This window comes from Chloroflexus sp. (assembly GCF_034434295.1).
Classification (GTDB): domain Bacteria; phylum Chloroflexota; class Chloroflexia; order Chloroflexales; family Chloroflexaceae; genus Chloroflexus.
In genome coordinates this window covers 1-19,710 of sequence record NZ_DAOTZQ010000129.1, presented here as the reverse complement: position 1 = coordinate 19,710, position 19,710 = coordinate 1, and the positions used below count along the sequence as shown (strand labels likewise).

The 19,710-nt window shown below is 55.6% G+C and carries 20 protein-coding genes and 1 pseudogene; 9 read left to right on the top strand and 12 right to left on the bottom strand.

The window, feature by feature from the left end; translation table 11 throughout:
• Nucleotides 1–5: 5 nt before the first annotated feature.
• The 8 genes from VAE57_RS17190 (at nt 6) to VAE57_RS17155 (ending at nt 6,737) form a co-directional block, all read left to right on the top strand.
• Entirely contained in the window at nt 6–965 is a 960-nt protein-coding gene (locus tag VAE57_RS17190; protein ID WP_322823061.1) for a lysylphosphatidylglycerol synthase transmembrane domain-containing protein, read from the top strand.
• Nucleotides 962–1,726 carry a class I SAM-dependent methyltransferase gene (locus tag VAE57_RS17185; protein WP_322823060.1) on the top strand — a complete coding sequence of 255 codons (765 nt, stop codon included), beginning with the start codon at nt 962–964 and terminating at the stop codon, nt 1,724–1,726. Before VAE57_RS17190 ends, VAE57_RS17185 begins: the two co-directional genes overlap by 4 nt.
• The gene (locus VAE57_RS17180; RefSeq protein ID WP_322823059.1) at nt 1,711–2,634 is read left to right on the top strand and encodes an asparaginase domain-containing protein; all 924 of its coding nucleotides are present in this window, start codon (nt 1,711–1,713) and stop codon (nt 2,632–2,634) included. Before VAE57_RS17185 ends, VAE57_RS17180 begins: the two co-directional genes overlap by 16 nt.
• A gap of 90 nt (nt 2,635–2,724) precedes the next feature.
• On the top strand, nt 2,725–3,447 hold the full coding sequence (gene ubiE / locus VAE57_RS17175) for a bifunctional demethylmenaquinone methyltransferase/2-methoxy-6-polyprenyl-1,4-benzoquinol methylase UbiE (RefSeq protein ID WP_322823058.1): 723 nt from the start codon (nt 2,725–2,727) through the stop codon (nt 3,445–3,447).
• A 42-nt stretch (nt 3,448–3,489) separates the two neighbouring features.
• Nucleotides 3,490–4,302, top strand: a complete 813-nt coding sequence (locus VAE57_RS17170) for a DUF4230 domain-containing protein (RefSeq protein WP_322823057.1) — start codon at nt 3,490–3,492, stop codon at nt 4,300–4,302.
• 23 nt (nt 4,303–4,325) lie between these two features.
• Nucleotides 4,326–4,985: a response regulator transcription factor gene (locus tag VAE57_RS17165; protein ID WP_322823056.1), complete on the top strand. Its 660-nt coding sequence runs from the start codon at nt 4,326–4,328 to the stop codon at nt 4,983–4,985.
• 29 nt (nt 4,986–5,014) lie between these two features.
• The gene (locus VAE57_RS17160) at nt 5,015–5,842 is read left to right on the top strand and encodes a hydroxypyruvate isomerase family protein (protein ID WP_322823055.1); all 828 of its coding nucleotides are present in this window, start codon (nt 5,015–5,017) and stop codon (nt 5,840–5,842) included.
• Nucleotides 5,843–6,086: 244 nt separating this feature from the next.
• Nucleotides 6,087–6,737, top strand: a complete 651-nt coding sequence (locus tag VAE57_RS17155; RefSeq protein ID WP_322823054.1) for a hypothetical protein — start codon at nt 6,087–6,089, stop codon at nt 6,735–6,737.
• Here the strand turns inward: VAE57_RS17155 and VAE57_RS17150 are convergent.
• From VAE57_RS17150 to VAE57_RS17095, 12 genes are all read right to left on the bottom strand, one after another.
• Complete coding sequence (locus tag VAE57_RS17150; protein ID WP_322823053.1) at nt 6,717–7,661, bottom strand: DNA-methyltransferase; 945 nt, start codon at nt 7,659–7,661, stop codon at nt 6,717–6,719. The two genes, VAE57_RS17155 and VAE57_RS17150, sit on opposite strands and share 21 nt — an antisense overlap.
• 596 nt (nt 7,662–8,257) lie before the next feature.
• The gene (locus VAE57_RS17145; protein ID WP_322823052.1) at nt 8,258–9,301 is read right to left on the bottom strand and encodes a branched-chain amino acid ABC transporter permease; all 1,044 of its coding nucleotides are present in this window, start codon (nt 9,299–9,301) and stop codon (nt 8,258–8,260) included.
• A gap of 3 nt (nt 9,302–9,304) precedes the next feature.
• On the bottom strand, nt 9,305–10,780 hold the full coding sequence (locus VAE57_RS17140) for a branched-chain amino acid ABC transporter permease (RefSeq protein ID WP_322823051.1): 1,476 nt from the start codon (nt 10,778–10,780) through the stop codon (nt 9,305–9,307).
• Between the two features lie 114 nt (nt 10,781–10,894).
• Nucleotides 10,895–11,602, bottom strand: a complete 708-nt coding sequence (locus VAE57_RS17135; protein ID WP_322823050.1) for an ABC transporter ATP-binding protein — start codon at nt 11,600–11,602, stop codon at nt 10,895–10,897.
• Nucleotides 11,599–12,369, bottom strand: a complete 771-nt coding sequence (locus tag VAE57_RS17130; RefSeq protein WP_322823049.1) for an ABC transporter ATP-binding protein — start codon at nt 12,367–12,369, stop codon at nt 11,599–11,601. Before VAE57_RS17130 ends, VAE57_RS17135 begins: the two co-directional genes overlap by 4 nt.
• A gap of 66 nt (nt 12,370–12,435) precedes the next feature.
• The gene (locus VAE57_RS17125) at nt 12,436–13,800 is read right to left on the bottom strand and encodes a substrate-binding domain-containing protein (RefSeq protein WP_322823048.1); all 1,365 of its coding nucleotides are present in this window, start codon (nt 13,798–13,800) and stop codon (nt 12,436–12,438) included.
• Nucleotides 13,801–13,868: 68 nt separating this feature from the next.
• On the bottom strand, nt 13,869–14,228 hold the full coding sequence (locus VAE57_RS17120) for a hypothetical protein (RefSeq protein ID WP_322823047.1): 360 nt from the start codon (nt 14,226–14,228) through the stop codon (nt 13,869–13,871).
• Nucleotides 14,225–15,013, bottom strand: coding sequence for an enoyl-CoA hydratase/isomerase family protein (locus VAE57_RS17115; protein WP_322823046.1), 789 nt, complete (start codon nt 15,011–15,013; stop codon nt 14,225–14,227). Before VAE57_RS17115 ends, VAE57_RS17120 begins: the two co-directional genes overlap by 4 nt.
• A complete protein-coding gene (locus VAE57_RS17110) occupies nt 15,006–15,398 on the bottom strand; it encodes a MaoC family dehydratase (protein WP_322823045.1) in 393 nt (130 codons plus the stop codon). Before VAE57_RS17110 ends, VAE57_RS17115 begins: the two co-directional genes overlap by 8 nt.
• A gap of 13 nt (nt 15,399–15,411) precedes the next feature.
• Nucleotides 15,412–16,188 carry an alpha/beta fold hydrolase gene (locus VAE57_RS17105; RefSeq protein WP_322823044.1) on the bottom strand — a complete coding sequence of 259 codons (777 nt, stop codon included), beginning with the start codon at nt 16,186–16,188 and terminating at the stop codon, nt 15,412–15,414.
• Nucleotides 16,189–16,216: 28 nt separating this feature from the next.
• Nucleotides 16,217–17,284, bottom strand: a complete 1,068-nt coding sequence (locus VAE57_RS17100) for an alpha/beta fold hydrolase (protein WP_322823043.1) — start codon at nt 17,282–17,284, stop codon at nt 16,217–16,219.
• Nucleotides 17,285–17,297: 13 nt separating this feature from the next.
• The gene (locus VAE57_RS17095; protein ID WP_416208473.1) at nt 17,298–18,842 is read right to left on the bottom strand and encodes an acyl-CoA synthetase; all 1,545 of its coding nucleotides are present in this window, start codon (nt 18,840–18,842) and stop codon (nt 17,298–17,300) included.
• 425 nt (nt 18,843–19,267) lie between these two features.
• Here VAE57_RS17095 and VAE57_RS17090 point away from each other — a divergent pair.
• Nucleotides 19,268–19,710: pseudogene (locus VAE57_RS17090) on the top strand (hypothetical protein); the annotation flags it as partial.

Genomic DNA, 19,710 nt, shown 5'->3' with positions numbered 1-19,710 from the left:
TCGTGATGCGTGTTCTGCTTTCGTGGCTGCTCCGTCTGATCGGGCCGGCGCTTTTGCTATGGTTTATCGTGACCAGCGATCTCAACCTGTTGTGGCAGACTATGCGCTCAGCTGATCTGGTGCCAGTTCTCTGGTCGCTGGCCCTGCTGCCACCGTTCATTATCATCAAGTCGTGGCGGTGGATTCAGATCATGCGGGCGATGAATCTCTCCCTCGATCTGCCAACGGCTTGTGCTCTCTACATGGTCGGTATCTTTTACGGAACGACAACGCCGGGTCAGGCTGGCGATCTGCTGAAGGCAATGTATCTGCGCGAACGGGGTCAACCGACAGCGCCGGCACTGCTCTCGGTTGTGCTGGATCGATTGTGTGATCTGATCATTATGGCCCTATTGGGAATGATAGGCGTCTTTGCGCTGGGTCGGCTCCTCCCCAGCCGCGAGCTACAACAGATGATCGTGATCGCGATGGGCATTGGTCTGCTCACGATCACGGTGATCTTGACCGCAAGACGGCCACGTTCGTGGGTGCTGACCGTGCTCTTGCCACGATTTGCGCCACGGCTGCGCTCCCGCCTGGATCGCTGGAATGAGCAGATGCACAGTTTGATGCTGACGCCGGCTCTGATCGCAACGCTCGGTGGGGCAACGCTGGTCTCGGCCTTTTTCACCTTCTTTCGACTCTGGTTACTCTTCCTGGCCCTTGATCTAAGTGCGGTACCGTTTCTGATCTTTGTCGGTGCGTCGGCATTGATTGCCGTGTTGCAGGCCTTACCCATCTCGATTGGCGGTCTCGGTGTGCGTGACGTGGTGCTGTTTGCAATCCTCGCCGCCTACGGCTATTCGCAAGAGCAGGCGTTGACCCTCTCGGCGCTCTTTTTGCTCATCAATGTTGAACATATCATTGTGGGCTTTATCGTTTCTTTATGGTTTCCCCTTGGGCGAAGTGGTACAATTACACCATGACATATCATCGTTACGCGACCGTATATGATGGTAGCGGTCAGATACGCTTTGCGCTGCTGACCGCCCTCTATCTGGAAGAGTTGTTGCAACGCCATCCAGTGTCCGGGCGACGGATGCTGGATGTTGCCTGTGGTACCGGCACGCTGCTGGCGATTTTGGCCGAGCGTGGCTGGCAGGTAACGGGGGTCGACGCTTCGCCAGCAATGCTGGCACAGGCGGCAGCGAAGCTGGCCGATGTACCAGTGCCGGTTGAGTTGCGACAGGGTGATATGCGCGAGCTGGCGAGCTTGCTGCCAGCGCATACGTTTGAGCTGGTGACGTGTACCTACGACAGTCTCAATTACCTGATCGGGAGTCACGACCTGGCTGCGTGTTTGCGCGGTGTGGCACGGGTGCTGGTGCCGGGTGGATTGTTTGTCGCCGATATGAATACTCGCCACTTTTTAGCTGTTGATTGGGGGGAGTACGCTTTTCATGAACAGCCGGGCTATGTCCAGGTCGAACGCACACATTTTGATCCGGCAGCTAACCTCTCTACCATGTGGCTGACCGGTTTTATTGGCAACGACCACGATGGCTACGAACGATTTGACGAGCTGCATATCGAACGGGCATATCCCAATGACCTGGTTGTTGCGCTGATCGAGGCAGCCGGCCTGAAGATCGAAGGATGCTACGACGGCTTTACCTTTCAACCGCCAACTAATACCACTCAGCGTATCTGCTGGGTTGTCCGTAAACCACTATGCCAAAACTACTGATTCTATCAACCGGTGGCGCGTTAGCAATTCGACGGGCGCTTGGTGCCCGTGATGATCAACTGACCGTGCGCCCTGATCTCACAGTCGTGATTGAAGAGTTTGCCAATCTACCCGGTAGCCATCTTACGCCACAGCAAATCTTTGCGCTGGCGCAGCGCATCCAACAAGTACGTGATGGGTATGATGGTATTCTGGTCACGACCGGCAGTGATACGCTGGAAGAGGCCGCCTTCCTTATCGATCTCTTACTCCCTGCCGGGTCGCCGGTTGTTGTTACCAGTTTGCCGCGCCTCAGCACCGGTGGGGTGAGTGAGACGAACGGTCTTCAGGCTGCGATGACCGTTGCGGTAACCTCTGCCGTCGCCGGGACGGGGGCGCTGGTCGTGGTTGATAACACTATCTATGCCGCTGCCACGATTCAGGCGCAGTTCAGTCAGGGGCCTGGTATGGTGACGGCGCCACTGGGTGCACTGGGACGGGTTGAAGGCGATCAGGTCAGCCTGCGCTTGCAGCCGGTAGGACGACAGCAGATCGCCGCGCCGCGCCTGGTCGAGCCGGTTGATCTGATACGGATTGGGGTTGGTGCTGATGATCGTCAGTTACGGCATAGCATTGCCGATAATGTTGCCGGAATTGTAATTGAAACACTGGGCAGCGGACGAGTTCCACCCTGGTGGTTGCCGGCGATTGGCGAAGCGGTACAGCGCCGGATTCCGGTCGTCGTGGTCAGCCGGGCCGGTGCCGGCGGGCTGGGTGATGAATTCGGGTACGTTGGTGCCTACCATGATCTGCGTAAGCTGGGAGTCATTTTTGCCCCCGATCTGAACGGGATCAAAGCTCGCCTAAAACTGATGGCTGCACTTGCGGTTGCTCGTTCTCCCGCTGAACTACGGGCGCTCTTCCGCTAGCGTGCCGATTTGGTTTGACGAGTAAAATGAGCGCATCAAATCGCGTGAATATATGTTGTTGCATGCGCGATGGTAGAGAGGTGAACTGCGATGAATGTACTACCACCGCCGGAAGCAAAAGCGGCGTATGTCGAGCAAATGTTTGCTCGCATTGCCCGCGGTTACGACCGGGTTAATCGGGTGATGACGTTTGGGCTTGATCAGGGCTGGCGGCGCAAAGTGGTGGAATATGTTGCGCCACCGGTACACGGTCGTGCGCTTGATGTTGGTACCGGTACTGGCGATTTTTTGATCGAACTGGCAGCCTGGGCACGTGAGGGGTTGGTGGTCGGGGTCGATTTTACCGTACCCATGATGCAGGCCGGCCAACCGAAAATTGCTGACCTGGCCCAGAGCGGACGCGCTGCCTTTGTGGCCGGTGATGCGTTGCAGTTACCGTTTCCCGACAACACCTTCGATACGATTACCACCGGTTTCGTCTTGCGAAATGTCACCGACATTCCGGCAGCACTACGGGAGATGTACCGGGTGGCCCGGCCCGGTGCTACCATGGCGTGTCTGGAAGTAGCTCGACCACGGCATCCATTGCTGCGCTGGGGGCACCGCATCTATTTTGAGCATGTTGTACCGTGGATTGGGGCATTGCTGGGTGGTGATCGCCGCGCCTACACCTATCTCCCGCAATCGGCGCGTGCCTTTCCGCCCCCCGATGAACTGGCGGCAATGATGTGTGAAGCAGGCTGGAGTCACGTCTTCTACCGCCTCTATGGTCTGGGTGCGGTTGCAATTCATGTCGGTGCCAAAAAGATGTAGCAGCAATGACCATCACTTCAAACACGTATGTGAGGTTGCGCGATGTACCACGACGATGATGATGACGATGAAATTCGCCAGCGAGCCAGACGGTTGATGCGTTTGCGCCGTGAACGCGAATGGTTCGATGACGACGATTATTTGGATGTGCAACCCAGAATCGGTTATCGGTCACAGCCAATCCGAAGTGGTATTTCGGGTTCGGTCATCGTTCTCCTCATAGTCGTCCTGTTGATCGGGATTGGCGGTTTCTGGATAACGCAGCGCATCAGTGCCCTTGGCAGTGCCATCCCGAATGTGCAGGTGATCGTCCAGACGCCAACACCTCAGATCATCAGTGGTGCGGCAGTCGTGCAGCGGATACAGCAACTAAGCCGGCTCGAAACCAGCAAATACACCATTGAGCGGGTTATTGATATCCGCCAGGGCAGCAATATTCCGATTATCGGTGATTGGTTGGCCAGCGATGCGATATTACTCATCGCTCATGGTACGGTGGTGGTCGGGGTCGATCTAAGTCAGCTTACCCCTGATGCGGTTACTGTCTCTCCCGATGGCAGACAGATTACCGTGCGTCTACCACCGGTGCAGGTCTTTAGTGCAACCCTTGACAACAGCAAAACTCGCGTCTATAGCCGTGAACGCGGCTTGCTGGCACCAGACAATCCGAATCTGGAGACGATAGCCCGTCAGGCGGCTGAGCAGCAAATTTTGCAGGCAGCCTGCGAGGATGGGATTATGGAGGAGGGTACGCGCAACGCAGAGCTGGCGCTACGCCAGTTTCTGGGCCTGATCGATGGTGCCGTTGTCGAGGTTGTGACCTCACCTCCAACATCATGTACGGTCTCACCATAATGGAAACGGTAAAGGCGCTTCACATGAGTGTTCCGTATGGAGTAGTGATAGGGGGATTGGGGGAATACGCTGATGAATACCTGCTGCCTATCCTCATTGCGTCTGGTTATCAGGTATGGATTACACGGGGGGCTGCCACTCTCTGCGATACATTAAGTCGCCAGATTGATCTGGCGCTGGTCAGTATTCCAGATCAGTCGTATCTCGGTCAGATTCCTGAACTACTCAAACAGTGGCAGGGCGTTTTGATGCTCATTGGCCCCCGTAATGATCAACTGGTGGTTGGTGCCTTCTCCCATGGTGTTGACGACTACATTGCCCGACCCTTCCGTACCGACGAACTCATGGCGCGGATACGTGCGCAATTGCGGCGGCGACAGCGTTATTTACCGCCGCCGTTCACTGCCGGTCCGTTCACGTTTGATCTGGCTGCGCATACCATTTCTTTTCGCAATCAACCACTTGATCTCGATCTGCCTGCATTCGCCCTCCTCACCGTATTGGCCGAAGCGCCGACCCGCTGGTTTACAGCAACTGAATTACTAACGCTCGTCTGGGGGCGTGGTCAGGTAAACAATCTTTCACTCCTTGAGGCAACCTGGCAGCGTGTGCGTCAGCAGATTGAAGGCGATGAGAATGTGCTGGTTGGTGATATTACGCAAGAGGTGGTGTTGTTACAGTGATGGCATTATACAGGCGTTGAGGCGGTAATATGCTCCACATTGCGCTTAATGTATCACTTACCATGCGCGAACTGGCGTGGTCTGAACGCTTCGACACGGCGGCACGGCTTGGTTTCGGTACAGTCGAGTTCTGGTGGCCGGATGGGGTTGATCTCAAGGCAATCAGCCGCCAGTTGCGTGATCTCGATCTGCAAGTAGCGCTGGTCAATTTTGCCGCTGGTGTGCTGGCCCAGGGTGAACGAGGGTTGTTGAACCATCCGGAACGGCAACATGAGTTTCGCGCCAATGTTCCGGTGGCGCTGGAGTTTGCCCAACAGATTGGGTGTCGGCGACTGAATGCCCTGGTTGGTAAGCTCCTCCCCGGAGAAGATCGCGCTTCACAGATGTCACGGGTACGCGAGAATCTGGCCTGGGCTTGCGAGCAGGCAGCCGCAGCCGGGATTGAGGTGGTCGTCGAGTCGCTCAATGCCTGGGAAAACAGTGGCTATCTACTGACCAACACCGCCGAGACGCTGGCATTTCTGGCGAGTGTTGGTGCACCGAATCTGCGCTATCAGTACGACTGTTACCACATGCAGTTGATGGAAGGAAATATCACTCGCACGATTCGCGAACACGTTGCTCGGATTAGTCATATTCAGGTCGCCGATGCTCCCCATCGCCGCCAGCCCGGTACCGGAGAGTTGCATTTTCCGTACATCTTCCGGGCAATTGTCGAGAGTGGCTACACCGGTTTTGTCGGTCTGGAGTTTATCCCTGACCGCGAACTGGCCGCTTGCCTGGAATGGCTACCCCCAGACCGCCGGCAACCGATAGCGCTTGAAGCTATGCGCTGGTCGGCAGTGGGGAGTGGATGATAACCCCTGAACAGACAATGGGTGAGATAAGGGTGTCAACAGGGCGTATGTATACAATCAGTTGGCATACCACTTGATTTATTGAGAAGAGAGTCGCTGCATAAACCATCTCATATCAAGCCGGTACTGCCTAAAAGTTCCTTATCAGCAGACTGGCACACAAATGAAGTTCCGCATCATACAGCAATTGCCCCTACGTAAACTGAAGAATCTGCATTTGATCAAGCAATGATATGGACGTGACATGAGCAACGCAGAAGAATATAAGGCGTGTACACCTATACCTGTAAACCCAGACTTCTTCAACCCAACATGTAATCTTCCTTATGGTTTAACAGTCGAACATATACGTCGAGCAATGAAAGATTTCATAGATTTTCTGGGCTTCATCAATCAACAACTTTACGCAAAAGGTATGCCAAGAATTGAGAGTTTTCTGATGCCTGCCAACTTTAGTAGCATCGTTGGGGAGTTTATTAACAACCGAATTCCTGAATATTGCCCCTACCTGGTAAAAAACCGATACCACAACGGCCATCCAGACCTGATTCCCAAGGGTATGTTTCCAGGCGATGCAGTACAGTATGCACACGATGGCATTGAGGTGAAAGCTTCAAGGTATGCACAGGGCTGGCAGGGTCATAACCCAGAGTCTGTCTGGTTGATGGTGTTCCATTTTGATAGTAATACCGCTGGTGACAGCATGAGAGGATCAACACCTAAACCATTCTGTTTCAAGGGTGTCTACGCTGCTCGATTAGAGCAAGATGATTGGGCCTTTTCTGGACGTTCAGATGCGAGTCGTCGAACGATTACAGCCAGCGTCACCCAAAGCGGTACAAAGAAAATGAAAGCTAACTGGATATACAAGGACTCAACTGAACTGAAAAGATAATTGATTGCCTGTGGTATACAGTGAAGACAAGGCTGGAATCGATTGTAAGCTCATAAGGTAATATTCTCGATATTTTTCAATACCAATCGCAGCATAGCCGATTGCTTCTGCCGCAGCAATGGTCGATCCAGAACCCATAAAAGGATCAAGGACTATTCCTTCGCCAAGAGGCAAAGAGGCGTACACAATTTGGCGCAGAAACGATTGTGGTTTCAGGCTTGGGTGATTCGCTATCGCCCGCTCCTTTTGCGGTGTGCGTTCGCTTTCGATAACATCTTCAAAAGGATTACCGTCTTGTTTGCGGCGCAATCCCCCTGTTTGGAAAAGCCGTAAACATTCACTTACGGTCAGGCCGTCTGGAATAGGTTTTCGGAAAATACCCCAGGGTTCGTAGCAACCGCGTGGCATTGAGCAAACATCGGGGAATTCATCCTCAGCATTCTTTGGTCTATCACCACCGCGAAGCGTTCGGACTAACCGAACAATCTGTCCACGAAACTCGAAACCAGCCTCAACAATGGCAGTAAAGACTATTTGGGAAAGAAAAACATTTGATGCAAGAAATACGTGGCCACCAGGACGTAACACTCGTAAAGCCAGCCTGGCCCACTCGTAAAAGTAATGTTGTATTCGTTCTCTTTCCTTTGAATTTAGTGCAGTAAATCTTGGTAAGGGTGATCTGGTATGACCATCAAAAGATGGCGGAATGCGCCAGATTCCTCCATTGCCATTTGAGCGCTTTTCCAATTGCTCAGGATCGTATTCCTTCACGCCGTAGGGGGGATCGGTAACAATGGCATGAATGCTATCGCCTGGGACTTCGCTTAGCCATTCAAAACAATCAGCATGTATGACTAAAGATTTGGTAAAAGAGTGAAATTCATGGTTAAGGGTGTAAGTCTGTTCGAGATAGTTGATTGACATTATGATCACCTGAACATTTTCGACAACCTGGTATACCGAGACGATTTCACGGAAGATTAATCAAACATCTACGTTTTCTAAAGTATTGGGTGCCGATAATCTTTTAAATATCGTACAATAGAACAAATGTTTTGTCAAGAAAATCTGTCTGGCAAGGTTTGACTTTTTCCAGCCTTAAAGGCGGTTGTACCTGTTCACCGTTTAGATGTGATCTTGCACGGAAGGATATCCGCTCAGGCCACTATCCGGCAAAAAAGGTACCAGTCTAACGCATCATCGTAGTGACCAATTGCCATAACATCATTATATCCATCTTTGCAAAATGCTGCGATGGTGCCTGAATCGCCTGGAACGAAAGCTGTTGTGTAGAGGACTCCATTGCACCGGGAATAATGCCACTCGTTCTGTCTTCCCCCATTCCTGCGAGCGCGGACTTCCGATCTACCGGTACTGGACTGGGTGGGATCACGCGCATCCATCCTAATCGCCAGTCTTGAATTCGCCACTCCCCCCTCCGCAGCAAAACATCACCTACCCGTGCAATACACGCAAAAGCGAGGTGGATACCCACCCCGCTCTTATGAAGTATCACCACCCTACCGCGCCACGCCGTCACCGTGTCGCCTGGCTAATTCCTGCCAGCGGTTGCGCCACATCGCTACCCAACTCGTACCGCGCAACCGCCAGGTACCGACGATGCCGTATGGCAGGAAGAGCACGATGAGAATGTACACAATCCCAAACAGCAGCGGCCACGCCGGCCCGAAGAAGAAGTTCAGCCAGTACCCCAGCAGTTGGATTACGGCGGCGCCGAGCATTGGTCCGATCAACGAGCCGACGCCGCCAATAATGGTCATCAGGAGCGCATTGATCGTTGTGCCTACGCCAAGCACCGCTGGGTTTGCGTTGAGATTCCACAGCGCGTTGAATGCGCCGGCCAGCGCTGCCATGACCCCACTGACCGTGATCGCGATCAGCTTGTAGGTGAGTGTATGGTAGCCCAGGACTCTGGCCCGGACCTCGTTGTCACGGATCGCCATCATCACCCGCCCGGTTGGCGAATTGACGACCTGGCGGGCCAGGAGGTACATCACTACCGCAAATCCTAACGCGAGGTAGTAGAAGCGCAGGCGTTCGTTGGTCGGGCTGATCCACGCCGGTACCGGAATACTTTGCAACCCATCCTCTGCCCCTGTCCACTGGCGAAAGTCGGTTGCTTCGGCCAGGAGGAAGAACATCTGGGCAAAGGCCAGTGTCACCATCGCGAAGTAGACACCGCTGACCCGCAACGAGAGCAGGCCAACGATCAGGCTTTGCAGTACCGCAATGATGATGACGGCCACGAATGCTGAACCGAGGTCCCAACCGGCATGTTTGAGCAAAATCCCAATCGTGTAGGCACCCGTGCCGAAGAAGAGGGCGTGACCGAAGGAGAGAATGCCGGTATAGCCCATCAGAATGTCGTAGCTCATCGCAAAAACGGCCAGAATGAAGACCTGGATGAGCATACCCTGCCAGAATTTCGGTACCCCACTGTCAATTGGCTGGCCGGTGAGCAGTGCTATCAGATAGGGGAAGGCGATCAGACCGCCGATCAAGGCCAGACCGGCCCACTGTGGTGCTTTCAAACGTGTCAGCATCGCCTACTCCTTCTTCCCGAAGAGACCTGCCGGGCGCAGCAAGAGCACCAGCGCCATGATCAAGACCGTTGAAGTGCGCGCAATTGAAGGCGAAAAGGTGATCGCTTCGCTCATCCACGGTAGTTGGATACCGGTCAGGACAATCTGGTCGCCAAAGGCGCGCGCCAGCCCCACCAGCAGCGCACCCAGTGCTGCGCCGGTGAAGCTGCCCATCCCTCCGATCACCACGGCGATAAAGGCCTGTAACTGAAACTCCTGCCCCAAACCAGGGCTAATGCCGAGGAATGGTGCCGCTGCCACCCCGCCCAACGCGGCAAGACCGGCTCCAAGCGCAAAGACCAGGGTGAAGACGCGGCGGACGTTGATCCCTAATGCCTGTACCATTTCGCCGTCCTGGACACCGGCCCGAATGATCATCCCCAGGCGGGTGCGGCGCAAGAGGAGGGCAATGCCGATAAACATGGCAATGCCCAGAGCAATAATAAAGATGCGATAACTGGGGAATGGTCGCCCCAATACGTCAATACTGGCACAGTTGTCGCGGAGCCAGGCAATCAGGTTGGGTGATGGACAATCAGCTCCACGCCGGCTAAACCATTCGGGTAATTCCATAAAGTAGCCACCCGGCCCCCAGATGCCTTTCACCAGCTCGGTGCCGACAAAGACCAGTCCCAGTGTGACCAGTACCTGATAAATAGGCCGGCTGTACAGCGGACGAATCAGGCTCCATTCCATCAGGCCACCCAGCGCAGCGCCGCTGGCGGCACCGATCACCAGGGCCAGGAGAAAGCGGATGTTTGCGTTGATGCTCAACAGCCAGCCTTCGGCAGCGAGGCGGAATGGTGCGATGACCAATGCCAGGGCGAGCATGCTTAACCCCAGGACGAGATCGCCCCTCGTTGGTGGACGAGTGTGTTCCTTACCGATCAGAAAGGCGATTCCCGCAATGAGTCCTGCTACGGTCAGCCCTAACGTTCGTCCAATAAAGATCGCAGTTGGTGCCTGCGCTTCCTCAGTAGGCACTCGCCCACCCGAACTGAGCGCAATGGTTGCCAGTGGTGTCAACTCGAAGCCCCAAACTGCCAGTCCGCCCACGATCAACGCTCCAAGCCAGAACCACCAGCGTGGTGCCTTCATACGATTGATGGGGAACCAGCGCACCAGGAGCCACCCTGCTACGAACGCCAGTACAAATGGCATAGTGTTCAGCAATAGGCGTGGGTTGGCATAAAGGGTAAAGCCCACGTAGGCGCCGATCATAAAGAGTGTCCCATGGGCGAAATTGAGTACATCCATCAGGCCGAAGATCAGTGAGAGGCCGGATGTAACTAAAAAGTAGAGTGCTCCCAACGTCAGGCCAGAGAGGAGAATACTGGCGAGGACGCGCGGTTCGTAATGGGTGATTGCCCAGTATGCAAAGATCAATGTCGCACCGATCCCGGCCAGCAAGCCTCGTCGCTGTCGAATAAATTCATTCATGGATCTCCTCACTGTGGCACGATAGTAGCAAGGTATCGTGCCGGTCGCTTGCAACGATCTGACGGGCGTCATTTCTGTATCAGATGACGCGATAAGCTCCCGCCGTCATCTCCCTTACCCGGCTCCCAGGTACCTGTTAATCGTTGCCTGATCGTGAATAAGGTCGGCCATCTTCCCGTGCTGAACATTGCGGCCATCGTCAAGAATGTAGTATTCGTCAGCCAGTTGGGCTGCCATAGCAAAATTCTGCTCAACGAGCAAAATCGTTGTTTCCGTCGCCATCTGGCGCAACGCGGCCATAATTTGTTCAACGATGATCGGTGCCAGCCCTTCACTCGGTTCGTCAATCAAGAGCAAACGATTCTCGGCTACCAGTGCCCGGGCAATCGCTAACATTTGCTGTTGGCCGCCGGAGAGCTTGCCGCCGGGATGACGGTAAAAGCGCTTTAAGTCGGGGAAGAGTCCCATAATCAGGTCACTTCGGCGGGCCAGATCACCGCGTTTACGTTCGGCGAGCCGCAAGTTCTCCTCGACGGTGAGATCGCGAAAAATGGCCCGGTGTTCAGGGACGTAGCCGACTCCCAGGCGGGCAATGTCATACGCCGGACGCCCGTTGATCACTTCTCCGGCCAGGCGTATACTACCGTGGCGCGGCGGATTCAGGCCCATGATCGAACGCAACGTTGTGGTCTTGCCGGCACCATTACGCCCTAGCAGCGCGGTGATGCTTCCGCTTCGCACGCGCAGCGATACTCCTTCAAGAATGTGAAATTGACCGATGTAGGTATGTATGCTATCAACATCCAGCAATATTTCGCTCATTGCCGACCTCCAATGAAGGTCGTTCCCAGGTAGGCATCGCGTACCGCCTGATTGGCACTGATCTCAGCCGGGCTGCCCTCTGCCAGCACACGTCCCTGGTGCATCACCGTAATGGTTTCAGCCAGACTCATCACTACCGACATATTGTGTTCGACGATCAAAATCGTTTTGTTCGTTCCTTGCCGAATGTTACGCAGCAAGTCCAGCAACATCGGCACCTGTTCGGTTGCCATCCCTGCTGTTGGCTCGTCGAGCAGGAGAATATCGGCGTCACCGGCAAGTAGTATCGCCAGCTCAAGCCGACGTTTGTCGCCGTGGGGAAGTGTGGCTGCAATCTGGAGTGCTCGTTCGTGTAAGCCAACCTGTTGTAACGCTGCGTAGGCCCGTTCGCTGTACGTGTGGAGCTGGTTTGCACGCTTCCAGATGTGCAGATTGTCCCGTCCACGAGCCTGTGCAGCCAGGCGGACGTTTTCCAGTACAGTTAGGGTTGGAAAGATGTTGGTAATTTGAAACGACCGCCCAATACCGAGATGGGCCATTCGATGCAGGGGGAGGTGCGTGATTTCACGATCACGCAAGAAGACCCGTCCCGCTGTTGGTTTAAGATAACCACTAATCAGGTTAAAGAGGGTGGTCTTTCCAGCACCATTCGGCCCAATAATCGCATGCACGCTGCCGGCGCACACCCGCAGATCGACGTGATCAACGGCGCGCAGGGAGCCGAAATCACGGGTCAGGGCCTGGGTTTGAATGATCCATTCGCTCACAAACGCACCTTCGCTTCCAGCATGTGCCGCGCATGCCCACACCGGCATGCGCGGCGAGTGTAACGGTTACTTGCAGCGTCCTAATGCTGCTGGTACAGCACATGGTGGTGCCGTCTGTTCGGGGGTGAAGAGGGTAACCAGCTCGAAGAACTTGAAGTCAGGATCGTTGGTGTTGAGCAGGCGCACCAAGGTCATCGGCTGGAGGAGTACGTGATCTTCGGCCCGCACCGTGTAGGTTCCCTTCGGCCCGTCGAAGGTCATCCCTTCGAGAGCGGCAATCAAGCCATCAGCAGTCGGATCGCCACCCGTCTCTTCCAACGCCTTGACCAGCATGATAGCGGCGTTGAAGCCACTCTCTGTGAAGAGATCAGGTGGAACGCCATACACTGCTTTGTGGCGCTCGACCAGCCAGTTATTCACCGGATTATCGAACAGGCTGTAGTGATAAACACTCACACCGACCGAACCGATGGCATCGGCATAGCCGTTGACCATCGTCTGATTGTCACCAAACCCGGTCGCTACCGTCATGACATCGAACACACCTAGTTGCTGCATCTGCTGGAACATGGGCACGAAACCGGTTCCCGACCAGGTTACGATCAAGACTTCTGCCCCAGAGTCGAGGAGCTGGTTGATGTACGGGGTGAAGTCGGTCGTATCCGGCGGTGCAAAGACGGTGCCGGCGTCCTCTGCGGTGTCATTGAGCACGAATTCGCCACCGAGGGCTTTGACCGTGAGGTAGAATGCGCCCGCTGAACCACGACCGAACGCATTGTCTTGCGCAATCTGCACGAATTTCTTGCCGGTCTGCAACAGAGCGGCACTCATAGTGAGGGCGTCTTGCACGCTGGTACGACCGGCACGGAAGGTGTAGATGTTAAAATTCTCGCCGGTGAGGGCCGGTGTGGCTGCCGGTGCCGCGATGTAGACGATCTTATTCTCGGCGGCAACTGCCGAGATCGCCAGTGCTACCGGCGAGCTGGGCGAACCAACGAGTACGTCGGCACCATCGCTCTCGATTGCCTCGCGGGCCAGCGAGACCCCGGTCTCTGGATTACTGGCGGTATCTTTCACCACTACGTTGATTGGCCGGCCTGCCACCTGATTGGTCCCGTTCGTCGCATATTCCAGTCCAAGCGTGAAGCCGCGTTCAAGCATTGGGCCGTAGATGGCCAGCAAACCAGAGTTGTCGGTCATTAGCCCAACCACAATCGGTTCGCCGGTCGTGGTCGTGGTGGTCGGTGCCGCGGTTGGTTCTGGGGCAGTGGTCGGTACGGCGGTTGGTTCTGGGGCGCTGGTCGGTGCCGCAGTCGGTTCTGGGGCAGTGGTCGGCTGTGCGGTCGACCCGCCGCCACATGCACTCAGCGCGAGGGCAAAGACTATCAGCAACGTGATAGCCAGTTGGCGGACAAAACGGACAGTGTGCATCGGTCGCTCTCCTTTGTCACAGGCATCTGCATTATTCCGGCGGGCGGTTGCCCGAACAACATAGCGCTTTACGTTTGTGGCACCATCACAAGTGCCTCGCCATCAACAATCAGGCGTTGGTCGCTACCAGTACACTGCGTGCGGAGCGTAATCAGTGGTTTATCGGTCCGCGTATGGGTGATGGTCACCGTGGCAGTAAGCATCTCACCAACACGAGCCATGTTGTGGAAGGTGAATTCCTGGCGGAGATATACTGCACCCGCTCCCGGTAATTTGACACCCAGCAGGTAGGAAAACAGCGCGCCGATCAGCGGTTCTGGCACAGTCTTTTGCGGTTGGTCATTGCAGAGCCGTGCATATTCGTCGATCAGGGTTTGATCGATCACGCGCTGGACGGTCGCCTGCATCCCAACAGTCAGTGCTGTCATACCGTTTCCTCCGCGGTCATTGTTGTGCGTTGCCGGTCGAGAAAGGCTTTCAAACCAAGATCAGCCTCAATCGACTGAATACGCTCGCAATACACTTCTCGTTCATGATTGAGGGCGGCAGCGATCTGTTCTCGTTCCGCCCAGAGCAACCGGCGGGTGCAGGCGATACTGCCCGGCATCTGTGTTGCAATCTGGTAGGCCAGGGCCTGGGCCTCGTCAAAAAGATGGCCGGGTGCGACCAGGCGGTTGGCTAAACCCCAGGCTACTGCCTCCTCAGCCGTGATCGGCCGTTCGAGAAGTAACACTTCGCCGGCGCGTCGTTGGCCGATCAGTCGCGGCAGGAGTGTCGTCCAACCTCCCTCCGGCGACAGGCCGAGCGTTGTCGCGTAGGCCGTGAAATGGGCGTTGGGTGTTACCAGGACGATGTCAGCCACCACAACCAGCCCCAGTGCGCTTCCGTTCACCGGTCCCTGTACGGCGACGATGAGCGGCACCGGCAGATCGATCAGCGTCAACATCACCTCATGCAACAGGCGTAACCCATGATCGGCGTAAGCGAGCCGGTCGGTTTGCCTGGTCAGGGCCATCAAGTCAGTCCCGCACGAAAAATACGCCCCATTGGCCTGCAAGACGATAGCTCGCAGTCCATGATGCTGACGTGCTGCAATGATGTGCGTTTCCAGCTCGGTTAACAGCTCTGGCGTCAGGCCGTTGTGCTGCATCGGCCGGTTAAGGGTGAGAGTTACAACCGGGCCGTTTGTCAGAATGGTTACCAGATTACCCATGCCCAACAATCAATCTCGTCTCACCACTACAGGCCACCTTACCGTCGGCACGGGTGACGCTGACCGTGCAATGGATCGTGTCCTCGTCCCTATCGGTCACTTCCACGGCGACATGGACCGTATCACCGGCAAAGACCGGATTGGTAAAGCTAAGGGTCTGTTGCTGCTGTACCGCTGATGGCGCCAGGATGCGCAGGGCGGCACGGATGTAACCGTAGAGCAGCATACCGTGAGCGATGGTGCGCCCGAAGCGTGTTGTCGCTGCGACTGCCGGATCGGTGTGAATCGGGTTCGTATCGCCGCTCATCACTGCAAAGCGGTTGATGTCTTCCTGGCTGATCGTATGTTGTCGTTGATAACGGGTACCTGCCGTAAGTGCATGCATGTTCACACCCTCTTCAGGAAGCGCGTGCTTTTGCCAAATGGGGCAACAACAGCGCCAGGAAACGATCCGGTGCTTCCAGATTGGCCGAGTGGCCGACACCGGCAATGATCTGCGGCTCGACCCCCAGTGCTTCGGCTGCCCGTTTCACCGTCTCCGGGGTCACCAATGGATCGAGTTCACCACCCATTACCAGTGCTGGGGCACCAATCGTGCGCAGGCGATCACCGGGTTTCCACTCACGCAGCGCATTGATTGCGCCGTTGGCAGCACTCAGCCGCTGCGCGTGACCGATTGCCACCAGTTCGCGCCACAGTTCGTCGTCTGGGGCGGTTGGTGCCATCGCCTTGATGGCCTGGGCAAAGAAGTCAGGGTTGTCCTTCAGGAGTTGTTGCCGATCTGGTTGATAGACCTCGTCGGGCATGCCATCAACCCATGGCGGTGCCAGCACAGCAATCGTCGCTACCCGATCTGGTTGATCGAGTGCGGCCTGCAAGACCACCGCCGCCCCTAACGAATGTCCAACCAGATGACAGCGTTGGATGCCGAGGGCATCGGCGAAATGCCACAGATCGGCGGCCAGTGCGGGCATCCGGTAGTCGTGGTCTGGTCCCTGCGTAGCGCCACGACCGCGTAGATCGGGAGCCAGTCCACGATACCCGGCAGGGAGACGTTCGAGCACTCGTAACCACCAGCCGCTACTGGCCCAATTGCCGTGCACGAAGATAATCGGCTCGCCTTTACCAACGTCAAGGTAGTGAACCTCAAGATCTCCGGCCTGGATAACTGGCATAGCTTTCTCACTTTCCCGCTCAAGCCTGTTACCTGGTACGCAGGTGATCGTGGAATGCAGCGTTGAACTGGTCAGGATGCTCAATGTACGGCGTATGGCCACATTCGGCGAAGACCAGCTCGTGGAAGCGGCCACCGGCGGCGGCGTAGCGCTCCAGCACAGTGCGCGTTTGCCCGATCATCGGTTGTGGAGGATGGGCATCAGTGCCGGGCCAATCGGGTAAAATGCCAAGTTGACCGAGCGTACCAACATCGAAGAGCGACATATCGCTCACGATCTGGTCATCAGCACCACGCACCCACAAGATGGGAGGCTTCGGCTCAGCAGCTACAAAACGCTCGACCGCATCGCCAACGTAAAGGGGCGAAATGGCATTGATCGGTCCCCAGACCCCAGGTGCGACACCCGGCCAGTGCGGCGATGGCTTGAAATCGCCGGGGTAACGCTGCGGTCCCACCTTCTCACTTAGCATCGAGGCCAGCAATGCCTCTTCGCGGGCCGGGCGGAACGGTGGTTTCCAGTAGAACGTGTTCATGACAACTCTGGGGGCTGCGTTGCCAGCCTCTTCGGTGGTATCGCCGGCAGCCATACGCTCTACGAAGGCTTGATTGACCGTACCGCCACCCGATCCAGCACCATCTGGCCAGCACAGCTCGCCGTTTAGCCCTTTGCAACCACCAAAACCGTAAGGCGAACCGGGTGCTACCAGGGTAGCCGTGATGATACGTTGCGGCACAGCCGCGATGAGATTGAACAGCACCACACCACCCAGTGAATGCCCCACCGCATGACAACGATCAATGCCGAGGGTGTCGAGCAAGGCGATCAGATCATCAACCCAGTCACCGCAGCCACGGGTAGCATCGATCAGCAAATCTTCGGTCTCACCGTAACCGCGCAGATCGGGCGCAATCGCACGAAATTGTGCCGGCAGCGCCAGCATCGTCTCTTCCCAGAACGTGGCCGACGAGGCATTACCGTGAATGAACAGCACCGCTTCACCGTCAGCCGGGCCACTGCTCAAAACATGCATGTGCAAACGACTGGTTGCCACCATCGTCGAAGTGATACCGGGTAAGGTTGGAATCTTGCTCATAGCGTTCTCCGCTTCATACCTGCAACTGCTGAAACATGTGTTTAATAGCCTGCTTATCAATCTTGCCGGCACCGGTCTTCGGTAATTCAGCGAGGGTGACAATCCGTTTAGGCAGTTTGTAGCGCACCAGGCGCAGCCCGGCAAAAGCGATCAAGTCTTGTTCCGAGAAGGTACTGCCGGGACGCACCACCACCGCCGCCCAACCAACTTCGCCCCAGTGTGGGTCAGGCATACCGACCAGAGCGACTTCCGCGACGTCCGGATGGCCGGCCAGCACACTCTCAACCTCGGCGGGATAGATGTTTTCGCCACCCGAAATGATGACATCCTTCAGCCGTCCAACGATCCGAAAACAACCATCGGCATCGAAACTGGCCAGATCACCCGTGCATAGCCAGCCGTCACGAAAAGCCGCAGCCGTCTCGGCGGGACGGCGCCAGTAACCGGCGCAGACATGAGGGCCACGGATCTGCAATTCGCCAATCTCATCAACACCACATTCCCGACCATCAGCCGCAACCACCCGCACATCGATAAACATCAGCGGGTAGCCAACTGCCCCCGGCTTCTCCCGCACCAGTTCAGGTGGTAGCCAGAAGGTATTCGGGCCGGCTTCGGTCAGACCATACCCGGTCTTGAAATCGATCCCGTGCGCCCAAAAGGCATGAAACACCGGTTCCGGGCAGGGGGCACCACCACTGATAACAATCCGCATCCGGCTAAAATCAACCGTCGGCCAGCGTGGATGTTGTTGCATAGCGATGAACATTGTGGGCACGCCGAAAAAGAGCGTTGCCGGGCCGTGGTCGATGAGATCGAAGACCTGATCAACGTTGAACGTGCGGCAAACAATCGAGGCACCACCGATCTGCACCAGTGGTGCGGTAAAGACATTCAGGCCGCCGGTATGAAAGAGCGGCGCATTGAGAATGGCGACATCGTCGGGACGCAGGCCCCAACTCATCACTGTATTCACGGCATTCGCGGCGATGCTGCGATGAGTGAGAATGGCCCCTTTCGGCAATCCGGTACTGCCACCGGTGTAACAGATCACCCACGGATCATCCCAGCTCAGCGGTACTGCCTCGAAGCGGGTAGGAAAGGCATTCCGCCGGCCTATGGTGAGGTCAGATGGATCGGCTGCCGGCGCATCGTCTATAGCCAGCCAGTGGGAGACAAACGGCACCTGTGGACGCAGCGCCAGGGATAACGCGGCGTATTCAGGGCCATACGCCAATATGTGCGGCTCACCATCAACGATCAAGTCACGCAGCTCGGCTGCGGTGAGTCGCCAGTTCAGGGGCTGAAAAATCGCCCCTAGCTTTGCACAGGCGAACCACAGATCGAGCAGATCGACGCAATTTTGGGCCAGGGCCGCAACCCGATCACCACGTGCCACGCCCATATCGCGCAACAGATGCGCCGTCTGATTGACCCGCTCATTCCACTCGCAGTAGGTGAGCGGTTGCATGCCGTGTTGAGCATCAAACAGGGCAATCCTGGTCGGAGACAACCGGGCACGACGGCCAAGCCAATCACCGAGATACATCACATCCATGTGTCGTGTGCGGCGTCACCGCCGCGATAGCGCAAACGCGCAGCTTACAACCGGGGATTTGATGACAAAGGTAGCAGGAAGAGGTTGCTGAGCGGTTACAAATTGGTAACAGGAGTGTGGTAATTATATGATTACGTTCGTAGTGCCAGTGTTCGTACCTGACAGATATTCTTCCGGCTTGTGACCATTGTTTGCCTGACAAGCGTCGCGATTCTTTGTTTGTTGTTCGGTAAATTGAGGGGTAATGTGAAAACGCTGATGGAATAGGGCTTCTCCTTTGCACACGTTTGTATTGTTGACAGGAAGAATAAGGGATGAACATACCAGCAAAACAATACACTCTAACGGTGCTTATTGGTGTGATCTTGTTTCTTTCTGCTAGAATTGCTCCTCCTGCTTGACAGGCAATAGAAGAAGCTAATACATTGGTAAATAATCCATCATCGCTACACAATGAATGTCCTTCAGTCGGCGGATGGATGTGGACACATGGCCCGGTGATGCCAGAAATAGCCCATGAAGTTCAACATATCCTGCATTCGGAAGGAATTGACGCTCAGGTGATGGCTCGGAGCTTTGGCGAAATTGACCCTTGTGGTCATTTTCGGTCCTATGAGATAGACTTTTCAATTACAATTAACCGTCCTTTTACTTCGCTAACATCTGAACAGCAAACGCTCAGCGAAAAGATACAGACTGCACTGGCAAATGTTGAACATCACGCTGTGGGTAATGTTCAGATCACGTTTGCCTCTCACAAGAACACTGTCACTGTACGATACAATGATTTATTGGCATCTACAGCCATTCAAACCTCTTTGCCTATCAGCACCTCGAATATACTTCCTCACAATCATTCTTCCTCCAG